The 17,174-nt window shown below is 31.7% G+C and carries 19 protein-coding genes and 2 tRNA genes; all 21 read right to left on the reverse strand.

What is annotated here, in order from left to right; genetic code table 11:
• Positions 1-26: 26 nt before the first annotated feature.
• On the reverse strand, positions 27-329 hold the full coding sequence (locus ACY3JO_RS07550) for a hypothetical protein (protein ID WP_463084388.1): 303 nt from the start codon (positions 327-329) through the stop codon (positions 27-29).
• Positions 330-359: 30 nt separating this feature from the next.
• Complete coding sequence (locus ACY3JO_RS07555; RefSeq protein WP_463084389.1) at positions 360-986, reverse strand: uracil-DNA glycosylase; 627 nt, start codon at positions 984-986, stop codon at positions 360-362.
• Complete coding sequence (locus ACY3JO_RS07560) at positions 974-1,630, reverse strand: protein-L-isoaspartate(D-aspartate) O-methyltransferase (RefSeq protein ID WP_463084390.1); 657 nt, start codon at positions 1,628-1,630, stop codon at positions 974-976. The genes ACY3JO_RS07555 and ACY3JO_RS07560 overlap by 13 nt, the downstream gene beginning before the upstream one ends.
• Positions 1,631-1,637: 7 nt before the next feature.
• Positions 1,638-2,504 (reverse strand): spermine/spermidine synthase domain-containing protein, encoded by an 867-nt coding sequence (locus tag ACY3JO_RS07565; RefSeq protein WP_463084391.1) that lies wholly within the window; start codon positions 2,502-2,504, stop codon positions 1,638-1,640.
• Positions 2,501-2,776: an acylphosphatase gene (locus tag ACY3JO_RS07570; protein ID WP_463084392.1), complete on the reverse strand. Its 276-nt coding sequence runs from the start codon at positions 2,774-2,776 to the stop codon at positions 2,501-2,503. The genes ACY3JO_RS07565 and ACY3JO_RS07570 overlap by 4 nt, the downstream gene beginning before the upstream one ends.
• 12 nt (positions 2,777-2,788) lie before the next feature.
• Positions 2,789-2,865: transfer RNA gene (locus ACY3JO_RS07575), tRNA-Pro, on the reverse strand.
• A 10-nt stretch (positions 2,866-2,875) separates the two neighbouring features.
• A tRNA-Pro gene (locus tag ACY3JO_RS07580) sits at positions 2,876-2,950 on the reverse strand.
• A 30-nt stretch (positions 2,951-2,980) separates the two neighbouring features.
• Positions 2,981-4,852: an ATP-dependent helicase gene (locus ACY3JO_RS07585; RefSeq protein ID WP_463084393.1), complete on the reverse strand. Its 1,872-nt coding sequence runs from the start codon at positions 4,850-4,852 to the stop codon at positions 2,981-2,983.
• A 22-nt stretch (positions 4,853-4,874) separates the two neighbouring features.
• Positions 4,875-5,117, reverse strand: a complete 243-nt coding sequence (minE, locus tag ACY3JO_RS07590) for a cell division topological specificity factor MinE (RefSeq protein WP_463084394.1) — start codon at positions 5,115-5,117, stop codon at positions 4,875-4,877.
• Positions 5,118-5,132: 15 nt separating this feature from the next.
• Complete coding sequence (minD, locus tag ACY3JO_RS07595; RefSeq protein ID WP_463084395.1) at positions 5,133-5,927, reverse strand: septum site-determining protein MinD; 795 nt, start codon at positions 5,925-5,927, stop codon at positions 5,133-5,135.
• A 17-nt stretch (positions 5,928-5,944) separates the two neighbouring features.
• Positions 5,945-6,526 (reverse strand): septum site-determining protein MinC, encoded by a 582-nt coding sequence (locus ACY3JO_RS07600; protein WP_463084396.1) that lies wholly within the window; start codon positions 6,524-6,526, stop codon positions 5,945-5,947.
• Positions 6,519-8,246: a penicillin-binding protein 2 gene (gene mrdA / locus ACY3JO_RS07605; RefSeq protein WP_463084397.1), complete on the reverse strand. Its 1,728-nt coding sequence runs from the start codon at positions 8,244-8,246 to the stop codon at positions 6,519-6,521. The genes ACY3JO_RS07600 and mrdA overlap by 8 nt, the downstream gene beginning before the upstream one ends.
• Complete coding sequence (locus ACY3JO_RS07610) at positions 8,243-8,689, reverse strand: hypothetical protein (RefSeq protein ID WP_463084398.1); 447 nt, start codon at positions 8,687-8,689, stop codon at positions 8,243-8,245. The genes mrdA and ACY3JO_RS07610 overlap by 4 nt, the downstream gene beginning before the upstream one ends.
• Entirely contained in the window at positions 8,674-9,462 is a 789-nt protein-coding gene (mreC, locus tag ACY3JO_RS07615; RefSeq protein WP_463084399.1) for a rod shape-determining protein MreC, read from the reverse strand. Before mreC ends, ACY3JO_RS07610 begins: the two co-directional genes overlap by 16 nt.
• Positions 9,463-9,474: 12 nt before the next feature.
• On the reverse strand, positions 9,475-10,521 hold the full coding sequence (locus tag ACY3JO_RS07620) for a rod shape-determining protein (protein WP_463084400.1): 1,047 nt from the start codon (positions 10,519-10,521) through the stop codon (positions 9,475-9,477).
• A gap of 28 nt (positions 10,522-10,549) precedes the next feature.
• Positions 10,550-11,137: a Maf family protein gene (locus ACY3JO_RS07625; RefSeq protein WP_463084401.1), complete on the reverse strand. Its 588-nt coding sequence runs from the start codon at positions 11,135-11,137 to the stop codon at positions 10,550-10,552.
• Complete coding sequence (locus ACY3JO_RS07630; protein ID WP_463084402.1) at positions 11,134-11,970, reverse strand: YitT family protein; 837 nt, start codon at positions 11,968-11,970, stop codon at positions 11,134-11,136. The genes ACY3JO_RS07625 and ACY3JO_RS07630 overlap by 4 nt, the downstream gene beginning before the upstream one ends.
• A gap of 5 nt (positions 11,971-11,975) precedes the next feature.
• Positions 11,976-12,692 carry a WecB/TagA/CpsF family glycosyltransferase gene (locus ACY3JO_RS07635; protein WP_463084403.1) on the reverse strand — a complete coding sequence of 239 codons (717 nt, stop codon included), beginning with the start codon at positions 12,690-12,692 and terminating at the stop codon, positions 11,976-11,978.
• The gene (gene csaB / locus ACY3JO_RS07640) at positions 12,686-13,699 is read right to left on the reverse strand and encodes a polysaccharide pyruvyl transferase CsaB (protein WP_463084404.1); all 1,014 of its coding nucleotides are present in this window, start codon (positions 13,697-13,699) and stop codon (positions 12,686-12,688) included. Before csaB ends, ACY3JO_RS07635 begins: the two co-directional genes overlap by 7 nt.
• Positions 13,696-14,806, reverse strand: a protein-coding gene (gene prfB, locus ACY3JO_RS07645; protein ID WP_463084405.1) for a peptide chain release factor 2 whose coding sequence is annotated in 2 segments (ribosomal slippage) — positions 13,696-14,733 and positions 14,735-14,806 — 1,110 coding nt in all. Because the reading frame shifts where the segments join, the coding sequence is not laid out codon by codon here. Before prfB ends, csaB begins: the two co-directional genes overlap by 4 nt.
• A 1-nt stretch (position 14,807) precedes the next feature.
• Entirely contained in the window at positions 14,808-17,165 is a 2,358-nt protein-coding gene (secA, locus tag ACY3JO_RS07650; protein WP_463084406.1) for a preprotein translocase subunit SecA, read from the reverse strand.
• Between the last annotated feature and the right edge of the window lie 9 nt (positions 17,166-17,174).

Genomic DNA, 17,174 nt, shown 5'->3' on the forward strand with positions numbered 1-17,174 from the left:
GTTTCAAAATAAATATTACTTTTGTATTATAACTGAGAAGGATCTAAACCCAAGAGAACAAAAAAACTCTCTAATGCTCTTTTTTTCCCTCTTAATTCTGGATCATTTTCATCATTTATTAAACTTTTATATTCTTCAATAGCAAACTTTATTGTCTCTTCTAATCCCTTTTCCTCTATACTTTTATAAAGCTCCTTATACTTACTGTGTCTTGATTCTGCATTTTTTCTCCAATAATCTGGGTTTTCTGTATTCACACTCATAAGAATATCTTGCTTTGCAAGTTTAGAAAATCCATCTAATCCCTTAAGGACAGAATCCTTATCCATTATAAATCCTCTCCTTTCAAATAATATTTTTTACCAAAAGGAAAGTTGTTCTTTTTCTTCCTTTCTGCTTTGCTCTTCCTTTTGCTGTATAATATCATCATACAATTTTTTAAGTTCAATAAAATCTTTTTTAATTCCATCAAGAAGCTTCCCATGATATAAAGCTGCAGCTGGATGATACGTTACAAATACCAACCTCCCATCAACTTGATAGTGTTTACCATGAGATGTGTTCATATTCACTATATGCCCTAATAATACATAAGCAGCATGCCTTCCTAAAGCACATAATATTCTTGGACTAATTATTTCTATCTGTTTTTTTAAAAAAGGATAACAAGCATTGATCTCTTCTGGAAGAGGATCTCTATTATTAGGAGGTCTACATTTTAAAACATTGGCTATATATACATCTTCCCTTTTCAACCCCAAGGATTCAATCAGTTCTGTTAAAAGCTTCCCTGCAGCCCCAACAAAAGGCCTACCTTGTTGATCTTCATGAAAACCAGGTGCTTCACCAATAAACATAATAACAGCATCAGGATTTCCTTCACCAAAAACTAAATTAGTTCTTTCATTCCATAATGGACAATTTTTACACCTTTCTGATTCTCGTAACAACTCATCTAAACTTCTTATTTTATCTAATCTTTCCATCCAAACTCTCCTTTCAACTGGACAAATCTAACACCTCCAAGATTTTCCTTCAACATTTTGCCATTTTTTTTAATAATCTTATATAAATTTTGAAAATCTCTCCCCCCTATGGGAATAACCATAATTCCTCCCTCTTCTAACTGCTCCCATAGAGGAAGAGGAACATCGTAAGATGCAGCTGTCACAATAATCCTGTCAAAAGGCGCTTTTTCTTCCCAACCCAAAGTACCATCTCCTACCTTAAAATATATATTAGTATAACCTAAAAATTTTAAAATTTTTTGGGCTCTCTCTGATAGTTCTCTGATCCGCTCAATCGTATATACTTCCCTTGAGAGTTCAGCCAATATTGCTGTCTGATAACCAGAACCTGTACCTATCTCTAAGACTTTTTCCTTTCTGGTTAGTTCTAAAGCTTCTGTCATTATGGCTACCACATAAGGCTGGGATATGGTCTGCCCAAAACCTATTGGTAATGCTTCATTTGCATATGCTAAATCTATATACTCTTGGGGTACAAAAAGATGTCTTGGAACTTTACTAATAGCATTAAGAACATCAGGAAATCTTATTCCTTCATTCCTTAATATCTCTATCAAATTTTCTCTTTTTTGTTTGAATAAATCAGTATCTTTAAAATCCAAAGTCAATTCAACTTCTTAAATACTTAGGAATACAAAATAAAGATAAATGAGTGTCTCCATCATAAAATTTTAATTCACCGTGAGTTCTTTCCTTTATCCGCTTATTAATTTCATCTTTTTGTAAGAATGGTGAGACACTCTTATCTTTAAAACCAATCAAAAATCCCCAACTACTATCAAAAGAAGGAACAAAAGTCTGGTATGAATATGAATTAGAAAATACTTTCTTTAAATTATCCCTTATCCAAAAATGTCTATATTCTTGCCCTAATTGTGTTGTATCTCCCTGTGTAACTAATATTCCATTATGGTCTAATATATTCCAAACCATAAAATAAAACTCTGGTAAATATAATCGGTAAGCAGGAGTATCAGGATACGGTTCAGGTAGATCTAAAACCACAACATCAAATTTATCCGTTGTATTCTTAACAAATTCCCATCCATCTTGAAATATTAATTTAACTTTCTCACTTTTAAAAGAACCTTGATGCCATTCCCATAAATACTTCTCAGAAAACTCAACTACTTCAGGATCAATCTCAATTGCAACAATTTCCACATAGTTATATTTTAAAAGCTCTCTGAGGGTAGCTCCTTCTCCTGCACCAACAACTAGTATCTTATAAGGATTAGGGTGCAATATCATAGAAGGATGAATAAGAGCTTCATGATATATGAATTCATCCTTTTCTGCGGACTGTATTTTTCCATCTATTATCAAACATTTTCCATAGGTTGGATTTTTAATAATTTGAATCTTTTGGTAATAGGAAACAATATCAACCAAAACTTCCTCTACCATATAGCAATGTAGCTGATCTTCTGCAACTGTATCTACATACCATCTATAATTTTTCATAGTCCATTTCATTTTATCTCAAAATCAGTAAAGTTATTTATTTTTTCATCACTCCAAATCACATCAACCTTTTCTACTATTGCTCCTAAGGGACCTTCTTTTAATTTTTCCAAAAAAAGTTTCAATGCTTCTTCTTCTCCTATAGCTTCTACTTCTACTCTTCCATCATTTAGATTTCTCACATAACCTAAAATACCAAGACGCTTTGCCCATTTATAGGCAAAATATCTAAAACCAACTCCCTGAACTACTCCTGAAATATAGACATGAAAATACTTCTTCATAAAAAACCAAATTGGTCGGGGCGACTGGACTTGAACCAGCGACCTCCTACTCCCGAAGCAGGCGCGCTAGCCAACTGCGCTACGCCCCGCATAATAAGATGGTCGGGGCGACTGGACTCGAACCAGCGACCTTCCGCACCCCAAACGGACGCGCTTCCCCTGCGCTACGCCCCGACTCGCGTTATTTATTATACCATAAAATACTTATTTTTTCACATTTATAAGATGAGAAATTTCCTCAACAAATCGAGATGGCTCTTGATATCTATTATATCTTTTTGAAGCATAAGACATATATAATTTCTCTTTGGCTCTTGTTATACCCACGTAACACAATCTTCTCTCTTCTTCTATTTCTTCTCTTGTAGTTGCATTGTAATGAGGTAGTATCCCTTCTTCAAGACCTACAAGAAATACAATATCAAACTCCAATCCTTTTACACTGTGTAGAGTAATAAGAGAAATCTTATCACTCTCAAGAGAATTTTCTATCTTACTACTACTTAACGTAAGATGAGACAGGAATTCTCCCAAATCATTTTTTTCTGAAAACCCCCTACTAAACTCAATTAATTCTAAGAGGTTTTCTTTTTGTACTTCTAAAGTATCTCTATCATACTTCTCTATTTTTCTCATATAGCCAGTTTTATCAATAATAGTCTCTATAAGGCCTTCAATATTTATCTTATCTTTTATTTCTAATAAATAATTCCAAATATCTAAAAAACTTTTTACCTCTTTCTTCATCTTTGAGACTTCCTTAACCGCTTCTAACAAAGAATAACCCTTGTTATAATATTCCTTTATAAAATTAAAAGTAGCCTCACCAATACCTCTCTTAGGTACATTAATTATTCTCTTTAAGCTTATAATATCATTGGGATCATGTAAGATATTTAGATATGCTACCATATCTTTAACTTCTTTTCTATCAAAAAAACTTATTCCCCCTATTACTTTATACGGAAGATTAGACCTAATAAAGGCTTCTTCGAACACTCTTGATTGCCTATTTGTCCTGTATAAAACTGCAATTTCAGAAGGATTTTTACCCTTCAAAAGTTCTATTTTTATTTGTCTTACCACAAAGCCTGCCTCATCTTCTTCATTTATAGCCCTAAAAAGTATAGGATAATTTCCATCCTTTTTATCACTCCGTAATTTTTTAGGATATCTTTTATCATTATTTACTATCAAGGCATTTGCTATATCCAGAATTTGTTGTGTAGATCTATAATTTTTAGTTAAAAATATTACTTTCAAATTTTTGAAATCTTTCTCCAACCTAAAAATATTTTGATAATCAGCTCCCCTCCAGCTATATATACTTTGATCGTCATCTCCAACTACAGAAAACCTTTTTTTCTCTTCCACAAGAATTTTAAAAAGCTCGTATTGGGCTTTATTAGTATCCTGATATTCATCGACTAAAACATATTCTAATTTGTCCTGAATATATCCTCTTAAGGCAAGATTTTCTTGCAATAATTTAATAGAATAAATGATAAGGTCTGCAAAATCAACAGCATTATTTTTCCTTAAATAATTTTCATATTTCTTATAGATTTCTAATATTATCTCATCAAAATTACTAGAAATCATATACTGAAAATCTTCAGGAGTTATTAGTTTATCTTTTAGGCGAGAGATTTTATCTTTAATATCCTTAGAGTTATAATCGTTTTCTCTTGCAATATCCTTAAGTATCTCTTTAACAACTTCCTCTTGTGCGTCTTCATCATATATCACAAAATTGCTTGGAAACCCAAATCTTTTTCCATAGGTTTTTAAAAGATATAACCCAAATCCATGAAAAGTTCCAGCCCAAACTTTTTCAGCATCTTCTGATGATATCAGTCTTGTTATCCTACTTTTCATCTCAAAAGCTGCTTTATTCGTAAAAGTTAAAGCCACAATGTTTTCAGGCTTTGCATACTTTTTAGATATAAGATAAGCTATTTTGTAAGTTATTACTCTTGTTTTACCACTTCCAGCTCCTGCAAGTACTAGTAAAGGATTATCCACATCTAAAACTGCGGATAACTGTTCCTCACTTAAGTCTTTAAGAAAATCCATAATTCTTACCTCTCCCAAGAATCTATTCTTTTAATGGTATATCAATTCTTAAAATAGATTTGTTATCCTCCTGAGATAATTCAATTCTCATATTATCAGGTTCAAAAGTGAGATATTTAGAGACTGCTTTAATTAAATCTTCTTTTAAACTTTCTATCATTTTAGGTTCAATCTTTGCCCTATCATAAACAAGAATAACTTGAAGTCTCTCTTTTGCAATTTCTTTAGAAGATACCTTTTTACTCCATATATTAGTTATGATCATCTTAACCTCCCCTTTTTACCCCTTAAATATTTTAAAAATCTTTTCTAAGAAGCTCTCAGATTTTTCAAGCTCATCCCATGAAACATCTTCTCCTAAAAGCCTCTTCACTATTAAATTAAAAGCTAAAGCGGATTTATACTTATTTCCTGAATAAATAATAGGTTCTCCTTTATTTATACTTATTATTAAATTTTCATCTTCTGGAATAATTCCTAAAAGTTCTATAGACAGAATATCCAACAAATCATCAACACCAAGCATTTCACCATTTTTTACCATATCAAACCTTACTCTGTTAACAATAAGTCTTGGATCTCTATGTCCATAAGCTTCTAAAAGTCCAATAACTCTATCTGCATCTCTTACTGCTGAAACTTCAGGAGTAGTAATAACTATAGCCTCGTCAGCACCCGATATAGCACTCTTAAATCCATGCTCTATACCAGCTGGAGAGTCTATTAATACATAATCAAACTCTATCTTAAGATCATTTATTACCCCTTTCATCTGTTCAACAGAAACAGCCTCTTTTTCCTTTGTTTGGGCAGCAGGTAAGAGATATAGATTATTTAATCTTTTATCCTTAACTAATGCCTGTTTTAGACTACATTTTCCTTCCACCACATCCACTATGTTGTAAACTATTCTATTTTCTAAACCCAGAAGAAGATCTAAATTTCTAAGTCCTATATCTGTATCTACAAGAGCAACTTTAAGACCCCTCATAGCAAGACCAGTTCCAATATTAGCCACAGCAGTGGTCTTACCAACACCACCCTTCCCTGAAGTTACCACTATAGATTTACCCATCTTTTTTACCCCCTAAATTAATATGTATCAATCTTAAGTTTACCATCCTCTATATATAAAAAATAACCTGCCTTTTTATGCCTTGCTTTGGGTATATCTAAAATATAAGAGGCGATTTGAATCTTTTCAGGCTCAAGTCCCAAAGCAAATATAATAGCTTTGTCATTATTTTCATATCCCGCCCATATAGAACCTCTGATCTTTCCTAAAACAAAAACACTCTTATTACAAATTATTTCTGCCCCTGAATTTATATCTCCTAAAATTAAAAGATTTTCTCTTGAACTAACAAGTTTACCACTTCTTATAGGACCGATAATAATCTTTGCAATATTGGAGTAAGGAACTCTTATCTTAGGTAAGTCCTTATTTAGCATTATACCATAATTTTTATAAATTTGTTTTTGGAGTTCCTCCCAATCTGAATTATCTATTTCTCTTCCTTGGAAGTCTATATAAATATTTACACCTTTAAAAAATTTTTCTTTATTCCTGATCTCATCAATTATAAGATTTTTAATTTCATCCCAAGATAAAGATGGATTAACTACCATCTTTATACCCTCTTTTAAATCCCCTTTTATAGATATGTTACTCAATATTTTTACCCCCCTTTATCATATATTCAATTATCTTTCTTGCTATTGGAGCTGCCCTACCTCCTCCGCTTTTTCCATGCTCAACAAAAACAGTCACCACATAAGGAACATCGTTAACTCTAAAGAAAGAGGAAAACCAAGCATGGCTTTCTCCATGCGGGTTCTCAGCTGTTCCTGTTTTTCCAAATATTTCTACCCCTGTAAATTTTACAGCTATTCCTGTTCCCTCCTCCACCACTTTTTTCATTCCCTCCTTTAATATTTCCCATATTGATTTATTTACTTTTACTTCTTTAATAATCTCAGGCCTAACCTCTTCTATACCATTTTCAGTTACTATATCTTTTAAAACATGCGGTTTAACCAATATTCCTTCTGTAGCAATCATACTCATCATAGAATGTATTTCTAAAGGAGTAACCAGTACAAAACCTTGACCGATGGAAAGATTTACCGTATCTCCAGGATACCAAGGCTCTTTAAAGGTTTTTGCCTTCCATTCCTTAGATGGAATAAATCCTTTTACCTCTCCTGGTAAATCTATACCCACCTTAGAATCTAACATAAAATCTTTTGCATATTTAAAAATCTGATCTTCTCCTACCTTTAATCCTACATTGTAAAAAACCACATTACAAGATTGGGCTATTCCATCCACAAAATTAATTCTTCTATGTCCACCCTTTTTCCAGCATTTATAAAAATATCCTCCTAGGTGAAATTCTCCTGGACAGTAAAAAGTATCATTTGGTGAGATCTTTTTATTTTCTAAGGCAGAAAGAGCAACTATCAATTTAAAAATAGAACCTGGAAGGTATAAGGCTGAAATTGCCTTATTGTTTAACGGTTTGTTGATATCATTAATAAGATTATTCCATTCTTCTTTTGTAAAACCTGTTATAAACTTATTAGGGTCAAAGGCAGGATGACTTGCCATAGATAAAACTTCGCCTGTATCTGCCCGAGATACAATGACACAGCCCCTTTCCTCTCCTAAGGCATCTTCAGCAACCTTTTGAATGTTCAGATCTAAACTTAATATTAATGATTTACCAGGTACAGGATCCTTCTGGCCAATTGTGATCTTTTCAGTATTTGAAGCATGCAATAATATTCCTCTAAATCCCTTCTTACCCCTTAAATATTTTTCATAAAATGCCTCCACTCCGTATTTTCCAGACTTTTCTCCCAAAGAATAATCACTTTCCTCATCTTCAAGTTCTTCTTTACTTACCTCACCCATGTATCCAATTACATGAGAGGCTAATGCTCCAAAAGGATAATATCTCTCAAATTCAATATTTATAGAAAATGGTGGTAAATCATCTCTATTCTCTTCTAAAAGTAATATTTCCTTTATATCTAAATTATTTTTTAAAAGTACCACAGGATAGAAAGGTGAAATTTTATTATAAATCTTTTCGATATCTTTATCCTTCATTTTTATAATACTGCTTAATCTATTTACTTTTTCTCTCTCATATTTGTAAGGAGGAATTAAATATAATGAATATTTTATCTTATTTTCAGCTAAAATAACTCCATTTCTATCATATATGATACCTCGAGGGGCAGGAAGAATTACTGATTTCATATAGTTTCTTTGGGCAAGATCCTGATAAAAATCACCCTTATATATTTGAAGATAGAAAAGTCTTAATATAATCAATAAAATAGCCACCTCTATTATTCTTTTAAAGAAAATTTCATGGTTCTTCATTCTTTTTCAGTAGAATAAATCTCAGGAATAAAAAAATAAAAAGGAATAAAAAATACAAGATTAGATGATATATATCTTAAGAGGTCTATTACATAATTCAAACTAAAATTATAACCAAAGTTCCAAAATAAAAAGGAAAGGGTACTAAGGCCAATTATTAAAAAGAAGGCACTACTTTTATGAATAGAGATAAAACTCTTTCTCCACATTTTTATTATAACTTCAATAATAACCCAATAAATCAGAAATAAATAGAAAGGAATAGTAGAAAAAATTTTTAAAGAAAAAGATAGTATAATGGATATTCCTTGAAAATATAAACTTTTAAAAAGAAGAAAAACAAAAAAAACTAAAACCAAATCAGGATGAAATCCTAAAAAGAAAACTTTTGTCTGTAAAAAAGCTAAAATTAAAGAACTTAAGAAGATTAAAATTTCAGACAAACTGCAACCCCCTCCATATTTGATAAATCAACCCTTGGATATACTTTTATTCTGGTAAAAGCTAAAACATTCCTCTCTTCTAAATGAGAAATATATCCTACCTTTAAACCATAAGGTATATATTCATCAATTCCGGAAGTTATTACATTATGATTAGTTTTAATACCATGATCTGAAAATATATAAGCCATTTCTATATGATCAAAGGCTCCTTTAACTATTCCATAATCTTTTGTTTCCCATATCATTACTCCTACTACTGTACTGGGGTCATAGATTGTCTTTACAACTGAAAAATTTTTCCCTGTTTTATAAATTTTTCCAATTATCTGATCCTTATAAATTACTGCCATCCCTTTTTTGACACCATCTTTTTCTCCCTTATCTATTTTAAATTCAAGATTCCACTTTACAGGATCCCTTCCAATAATGTTAGCATAAACAAACGAAAAATTTTTCTTTTCTAATTCCTTTAACCATATTGCTGCCTCTTCTTTCTGTCTTAGATTTTCTAAAATCATTTTAAGCCTTAAATTTTCCTTATATAAATCAAAGTTTTCGTTCCTTAATATCTCTATTTCCCTTTGCAAATTTCCAGTTAAAGTAAAAAGAGCTTTCAATTCATTGAGAAAATTTTTTGAGTCATTAATTATATTAGAAAACACTTTTTGAATATTAGTGGCCCAAATTTCTACGTATCCACTCCCCCAAAGAATAATATAGAGTAGCAGTACTAAAAATACCAACCGCCATTTAATTCTTTGTTTATTCATTTATAAATACTTTTAATAACTCTCTTTAACTGAAGCAAGTACCTGTTTATATTTATCAAATTCTTCAATAATTTTTCCTGTTCCTTTTACTACACAAAGTAAAGGCTCTTCTGCAACTATAGTTACAACTCCTATTTGTTCTGATATATATGAATCAAGACCCCTCAGGAGAGCACCTCCACCAGCTAAAACTATACCTTTATCCATAATATCTGCTGCAAGTTCTGGAGGCGTTTTTTCTAAGGTATCTCTAATTGCTTCTACAATCACATCAATTGTATCCTTTAAAGCTTCTCTAACTTCTACTGAACTAATCTCTATATTACGAGGCACCCCAGTAAGTAAATCTCTTCCTTTAACTTCCATATAAGTTTTATTTTCTTCTCCAAAAGCAGCATTTCCAAGGTTAATCTTTATCTCTTCAGCAGTTCTTTCTCCTATAAATAGGTTGTATTTTTTCCTTATATAATGAACAATAGCTTCATCCATCTCATCACCAGCCACCTTTATTGAGGTGCTAACCACTATTCCTCCTAATGAAATAACAGCTATTTCAGTAGTCCCTCCACCAATATCTACAATAATATTACCAGAAGGTTCCCATATTGGGAGATCAGCACCTAATGCACTAGCAATAGGCTCTGTGACCAGCAAAACATCTCTTGCACCAGCAGAATATGCAGTATCTAAAACAGCTCTACGCTCTACAGGTGTTGTTCCTGATGGTATACCTATAACCATTCGAGGACTTACTAAAAAATCTCTCTTATTGTGGACCTTCTCTATAAAGTATCTAATCATCTTTTCTGCAGCATCAAAATCTGCTATGACTCCATCCTTTAATGGCCTTATAGTGATAATCTCTTCAGGGGTTCTTCCAAGCATTTTCTTTGCTTCTTCACCAACAGCAACAACCTTCTTATCACTTCTTCTTATTGCCACCATAGATGGTTCAAAGATAACTACTCCCTTACCTCTAACATATACAACTGTATTTGCAGTTCCTAAATCAATACCTAAATCCTTAGAAAAAAATCCTGCCAAAAAATTCAAAGCCATAAGTCCTCCTTCTTTCTTTTATAATATTTCATAAAAGATTATATCCAAATTTATCAAGAAGATAATTCAATCTTACTAATGGTAATCCCACTATATTATAGTAATCACCTTCTATTTTTTCAATTAATAATGCTCCTTTACCTTGAATTCCATAAGCACCAGCTTTATCCATAGGTTCACCTGTTGAAACGTATCTTTCTATCTCCTCATCCGAATAATCCCTCATTTTTACCTTACTTCTAACAGAAGAAATATAATGTATATTTTCAGGAATTGCCCATACAACTATACCCGTAAAAACATAATGATGTTTACCTCTTAGCCTTTTAAGAATTCTTATAGCATCTTTTTCATCTTTTGGTTTACCAACAATTTCCCCATCTAATACCACAATAGTATCAGCTGAAATAATTAAAGTATATTCATTTTGGCATAGTTCTGCTGCCTTTTGAGCCTTCATTAAAGCATTTTTCTTCACCAAATCTACAGGCGAGATACCTCTTTTCCCTTCTATTTCTTCCACCTCTACTGGTAAAACTTTAAAATCAATACCTAAACTCTTAAGAAGTTCCTTTCTTCTGGGAGAATTAGATGCAAGAATTATTTCTCTTTTCATTGTTTGAAAGATTTAAATCCCTCCCCTAATACTTCATGAGCTGGTGTTATTACAACAAAAGCTTTTGGATCACTTTTATGAATTATTTCCTTTAATCTACCAACTTCTGATTGACTTACTACACAGTATAAAATTTCCCTCTCTTTCCCAGTGTATAATCCCATACCATAAAACACTGTAACTCCTCTGCCTAATTCTTTGAGAATTTTTTCTCCAATATCCCTTGGTCTATCTGAGAAAATAAGAGCAGCTTTAGTATATGATAATCCTTGTTGTACTAAATCTATGGAATATCCTTGAATAAAAATAACAAGAAGAGCGTATAAAGCCAAAACAAAGTCAAAAATAAAACCTGCGGAAATAACTATAATTCCATCTATTATTAACAATGATTGTCCCAGATTTAATCCGGTAAAATGAGAAAATACTTGAGCTAAAATATCTGTTCCACCAGTAGATCCTCCGTATTTAAATACTATACCAAGCCCTAATCCCCCCAATATACCACCATAAACCGTCGCAATTATTGGGTCTTTTATAACAGGTAATTTGAAAAGATTAAGTAGATCTACAAATAAAGATAGTATAAAAGTTCCGTATAGAGTCTTAAAGCCAAAAGAGGAACCAAGGATCTTAATACCCAATACAAATATGGGCATATTTAAAAGAAGCATAGTAATACCAACAGGAGATCTAAAAATATAGTATAGAATAATAGCTATTCCACTAACTCCCCCACCCACAAGCTTGTTAGGAGCTAAAAATACATCTATACTTACAGCTATCAAAACAGCCCCCAAGGTTATTCCCAATAAATCAATAATTTTTTTCATAAATTCTACCCCTTTGTACATATACTCAAAAATTTTAGAAGTCTTGGAAACCTTACAAAAATTCTTTTAGGTTCTTGTAAAATTCTGTAAAACCATTCTAACCCAAGTTTTCTAAAAATCCAAGGAGCTCTTCTTTTTACACCAGAAAGAACATCAAAACTACCTCCAACCCCCATAGCAATTCTTACCTTCAAGTCCCTTTTATACTTGCTAATAAAAAATTCTTGTTTAGGAGCACCTAAAGCCACGAATAAAATCTTTGCTCCAGATTCATTAATCATTTTAATTATTTTTTCCTCTTCTTCATCAGAAAAATAACCATTTCTAAATCCCGATACCAATAAATTTGGATATTTTAATTTTAGATTTTCAACTAATTTCCTAACAACTTCCTCTTTTGCTCCAAGAAAAAATATTGGAAATCCATATATTTCTGCTAAAGAAAGAATTTTTTCCATAGCCTCAATACCCGGGAATTTTCTAATAAAATATCCCTTTCTTTTAGCGAGAAGAGTTATACCAATCCCATCTGGAATATTTAAATCAGACTCATATAACACCTTTTTAAACTCAGGATTTTCATTAGCTATTACCAACATTTCTGCATTTGGAGTGAATATAGTATTACATTTATTACTCTCTATAAAGAAGAGTATTAATTTTTTAAATTCATCATCATCTAAGGATGAAAATTTAATCCCTAAAATATCCACATTTAACATATTTCTTTCTTAAAGTTATCTATGTCCTCCATTATTTTCTCTTTTTGCATAATTTTTACTTTTTTTAAGTATTCTTTATATTTATCATAATTCTTCAAAATTTCAGTAACATAATCTTTTATTTTATTAGATGAAAGTTCATCAACTACAAATTTCCAGCCAATATCTTCACAAAAACCTTTAACCTTCTCATCATAAGAAATTGCAATGAAAGGAATCTCAAAAAGTACAGATAGGATATGACTATGAAGTCTCATTCCAATAAAAATTATATTCATAGGAAAAAACTCTTCAATATTATCATCCGTTAGCTCTATAAATTTAATTTTTGATTTTATATGGTTGTCTAATTCGTCAAAAAGATATTTGTCTTCAGTATGTAAAGCATAAAATATCATCTCTTTTTCTATTAATCCTTCTAAATTAGTAAGAAAGGAGTATATATCATTCAAACTATAATTTCTCCATCTTCTTAAATTAAATCCCATATATTTTCCCTCTACCTTTTTATAATTAAAGTCTAATAAAAAGGCTAAATCTGTTGATAATTTAATCTTTTCTTCCGGAACATTTATCTTTTTCAAATAATTATAAGAAAAAGAATCCCTTACATAGACTTTGTTACACTGAGTTAATATATAACCTAACAGCTTCTCCTCAATTCTATTTCTTAAAGGAGAAAAGCTTTGACCCAAAAGATATATCTTTTTATTAAAAAGCAAAGCAAAGAAAACTATAGATAAATAATAAAAAAAAGATTTTAAGCTTGTTTTGTCTTGAAAAAGACCTCCTCCACCTGCAACAACAACTTCTGCCCATTTTAAAGCTTTATATACTTGAAGGAGTGAAAATTTATTAAAAACCTTATAATTTGAATTTTTATCTTTTTTCTTTGATAAAACACCTATCTCAAAATTCGTACTCAAAGATAATAATAAGCTCTTTAAAAGAAGCTCATCACCAATATTCCCCTCCCCATAGTATCCAAAAAGAAGCACTCTTTTCATTTACCTTTTTTCCTTTGCCATTCACTAAATAAATATACCTCAATAAAAGGATCTAAATCACCATCAATAACCGCTTGTACATTACCCACCTCCAAACCAGTTCTATGATCTTTTACTAATGTATATGGATGAAATACATAAGATCTAATTTGATTTCCCCAACTTATCTCTTGTACTTCTCCTTTTAAAGATGCTATTTGTTCTCTTCTTTTCCTTTCTTCCAATTCCTCAAGACGGGCTCTCAAAACCCTTAAAGCCATCTCTTTGTTGGCATGCTGTGATCTCTCGTTTTGGCATTGAACTGCTATACCAGTTGGAATATGGGTTATTCTAACAGCTGATTCAACTTTATTTACATGTTGTCCTCCTGCTCCTCCTGCCCTAAAAGTTTCTATTTTTAAATCTTCAGGTCTTATAACAATATTACTTTCAGGAATTTCAGGAATAACCTCTACCAAAGCAAAGGATGTATGTCTTCTATGATTAGCATCAAAAGGGGAAATCCTTACAAGTCTATGAACCCCTTTTTCTCCTTTAAGATATCCGTAAGCTCTCTCACCTTCTATTAACAAAGTAGCACTTTTTATTCCCGCTTCTTCTCCTGGAGATATATCTAATATTTTTACGTTAAAACCTTTTCTTTCTGCCCATCTTATATACATCCTCAAAAGAATTTCAGTCCAATCTTGAGCATCGGTACCTCCTGTCCCTGCATGTAGAGAAAGAATAGCATTAGCATTATCATGCGGGTCTTTTAGGATTAAATTAATCTCAAAGTTTTTAAGTTTTTCTCTAATTTCCTTTAATTTCCTTTCAAACTCCTCTCTAAATTCATCCCCCTCTTCAATAAGATCTTTCCATTCTTTCAATTCAATAATTTCTTTTTCTATTGAAAGCCAATCATTTAACTCCTTTTGCAAGTTGTTATATTCACTTAAAAGGGCTTTATTTTTCTCCGGATCATCCCAGCTACTCTTTGCAATTTTATTTTCTAAATCCTTTAATCTTGACTTTATCCTATCTAAGTCAAAGATAACCACCCAATTTATTGAAAGTCTCTAATATTTCTTCATATGATATTAACAAATCCGCTACAGAAACTCCCAAATCAACTCCTCCTTCCACGATTTGCTGTTTTTGTTTCTTCAGTAACACGGATATTAAATAAGTATCTTATACTTTCCCAATCAAAAGTATTTACCATATCTTGGAACATTTGATAAGCCTCTTTTTTATATTCTACTAAAGGATCATGATGAGCAATAGCTCTCAAACCAATACCTTCCCTCAGAACTTCCATATCATTAAGATGCTCTATCCAGAGTTTATCAATTACATATAAAAGTACTATTCTCTCAATTTCTTTCCAGGTATCTTCTCCAAATTTCATCTTTCTCTCTTCATATTTTTCTTTAATTGCCTTCTCTAATTTCTGTTTAATAGTCTCAAAATTATCTCCAGCTATTATCTCTTCCCAATTTGATGGTAAAAATCCGAATACCTCAAGAAACATATTTTTCCAGCTTTCCTTTTCCTGAGAAGACATCTGATTAAAGAATCTTTCTAATACTCTATCTAAAATCTTTTTTACTATTTCTTCCAAATTATTCATTGTTAATATTTTTCTTCTTTCAGAGTAAACTATTTCTCTTTGTTTATTAAGTACATCATCATACTCTAAAAGTTGTTTTCTTATCTCAAAATTTAACTTTTCCACCTTAGCTTGGCTATTTTCTATTAATCTTGTAAGTAAAGGAGACTCAATAGGTTGTCCTTTTTCCATCCCCAATCTATCCATTAAAGCTTTTATCTGATCTCCTCCAAAAAGCCTTAAAAGATCATCTTCCAATGAAACGTAAAACCTCGAAGAACCAGGATCTCCCTGTCTACCTGCGCGTCCTCTTAACTGATTATCAATTCTTCTACTTTCATGTCTTTCTGTCCCTATAACATGAAGACCTCCAAGCTCAGCAACCCCTTCACCTAAAACAATATCTGTCCCTCTTCCTGCCATATTCGTAGCAATAGTTACTGCATATTTCTGCCCTGCTTTAGCAATAATTTCAGCTTCCTTTTCGTGATATTTTGCGTTTAATACATTGTGGGGAATCCCCTTCTTTTTAAGCATTTTACTTAATCTTTCTGACTTCTCTATAGATGTCGTACCTACAAGCACAGGCCTTCCAATTTTGTATAATTCTTCAATTTCCTTTACCACAGCCTCAATTTTTTCTTCTTCTGTTTTAAAAACAAGATCCGGATAATTGGTTCTCCTTAAAGGTTTATTCGGAGGTATGACAACTACCTCTAATCCGTAAATCTTAACAAATTCTTCCTCCTCGGTAGCTGCAGTTCCCGTCATACCAGCTATCTTCTTATACATTCTAAAATAATTTTGTATAGAGATGGTTGCTAAAGTAACATTTTCTTCCCTTATTCTTACACCTTCTTTTGCCTCAATAGCTTGATGCAATCCATCACTATATCTTCTTCCAAACATTAATCTTCCTGTAAATTCGTCAACAATTATCACCTCTCCGTCTTTAACTATATAATCCCTATCTCTATGATAAAAATTAAGAGCTTTTAAACACTGAAGAAGAGCATGAGCTAAATCCATATTTTGAAAATCATATAGATCCTTTACACCTAAGAATTTTTCCGCCTTTCTCAAACCTTCTTCTGTTAAAGACACCGTTCTCGATTTCTCATCAGTAGTATAATCTTCATCCTTCTTTAAATATCTTGCAGTTCTAATCGCAAGCTTATATACCCGACTATCTCCCTTAGCTGGACCTGAAATAATAAGAGGAGTTCTTGCTTCATCTATTAGAATACTATCTACTTCGTCAATAATCGCATAGTTTAATTCTCTTTGTACTAAATGATCAGCTGATAATGCTATATTATCTCTTAAATAATCAAATCCAAACTCATTATTAGTACCATATGTAATATCTGCCAAATAAGCTTTTTTCCTTTCTAAAATTGGAGTATCATTTTGTAAAAGACCAACTTTCAAACCTAAAAACTCATAAATTGGTCCCATCCAATATCTATCCCTTTTAGCCAAATAATCATTAACTGTTACTATATGTACTCCTTTTCCCTCTAAGGCATTCAAATAGGCAGGGAGGGTTGCTACCAGAGTTTTACCCTCTCCCGTTTGCATTTCGGCTATTTTTCCTTGATGTAAAACAATTCCACCCATTAGTTGTACATCAAAGTGTCTCATCCCAAGAATCCTCTTTGCTACCTCTCTTACTACTGCAAAGGATTCTACTAATAAATCATCAAGGGTAGCACCCCTTTCTAATCTCTGTTTAAACTCTGATGTTTTTCTTTTTAGTTCATCATTAGATAATTTACTTATCTCAGATTCTAAAGCGTTAATTCTCTTTACGTATTCTTCTAATCTTTTTAAAGTTCTTCTGTTAGAATCAAATAATTTAGATAGTAATCCCATCTCATTTAC

The sequence above is a fragment of the Dictyoglomus sp. LHC4 genome, assembly GCF_055181355.1.

Bases quoted from the DNA above. Each gene is read 5' to 3' on its own strand.
- minE (WP_463084394.1), bottom strand. From the start codon at position 5,117: ATGATCATAACTAATATATGGAGTAAAAAGGTATCTTCTAAAGAAATT.
- ACY3JO_RS07630 (WP_463084402.1), bottom strand. From the start codon at position 11,970: ATGAAAAAAATTATTGATTTATTGGGAATAACCTTGGGGGCTGTTTTG.
- csaB (WP_463084404.1), bottom strand. From the start codon at position 13,699: ATGAAAAGAGTGCTTCTTTTTGGATACTATGGGGAGGGGAATATTGGT.
- minD (WP_463084395.1), bottom strand. From the start codon at position 5,927: ATGGGTAAATCTATAGTGGTAACTTCAGGGAAGGGTGGTGTTGGTAAG.
- ACY3JO_RS07585 (WP_463084393.1), bottom strand. From the start codon at position 4,852: ATGGATTTTCTTAAAGACTTAAGTGAGGAACAGTTATCCGCAGTTTTA.
- ACY3JO_RS07565 (WP_463084391.1), bottom strand. From the start codon at position 2,504: ATGAAATGGACTATGAAAAATTATAGATGGTATGTAGATACAGTTGCA.
- ACY3JO_RS07635 (WP_463084403.1), bottom strand. From the start codon at position 12,692: ATGTTAAATGTGGATATTTTAGGGATTAAATTTTCATCCTTAGATGAT.
- secA (WP_463084406.1), bottom strand. From the start codon at position 17,165: ATGGGATTACTATCTAAATTATTTGATTCTAACAGAAGAACTTTAAAA.
- ACY3JO_RS07625 (WP_463084401.1), bottom strand. From the start codon at position 11,137: ATGAAAAGAGAAATAATTCTTGCATCTAATTCTCCCAGAAGAAAGGAA.
- ACY3JO_RS07550 (WP_463084388.1), bottom strand. From the start codon at position 329: ATGGATAAGGATTCTGTCCTTAAGGGATTAGATGGATTTTCTAAACTT.
- mrdA (WP_463084397.1), bottom strand. From the start codon at position 8,246: ATGAAGAACCATGAAATTTTCTTTAAAAGAATAATAGAGGTGGCTATT.
- mreC (WP_463084399.1), bottom strand. From the start codon at position 9,462: ATGAATAAACAAAGAATTAAATGGCGGTTGGTATTTTTAGTACTGCTA.
- ACY3JO_RS07555 (WP_463084389.1), bottom strand. From the start codon at position 986: ATGGAAAGATTAGATAAAATAAGAAGTTTAGATGAGTTGTTACGAGAA.
- ACY3JO_RS07620 (WP_463084400.1), bottom strand. From the start codon at position 10,521: ATGGCTTTGAATTTTTTGGCAGGATTTTTTTCTAAGGATTTAGGTATT.
- ACY3JO_RS07570 (WP_463084392.1), bottom strand. From the start codon at position 2,776: ATGAAGAAGTATTTTCATGTCTATATTTCAGGAGTAGTTCAGGGAGTT.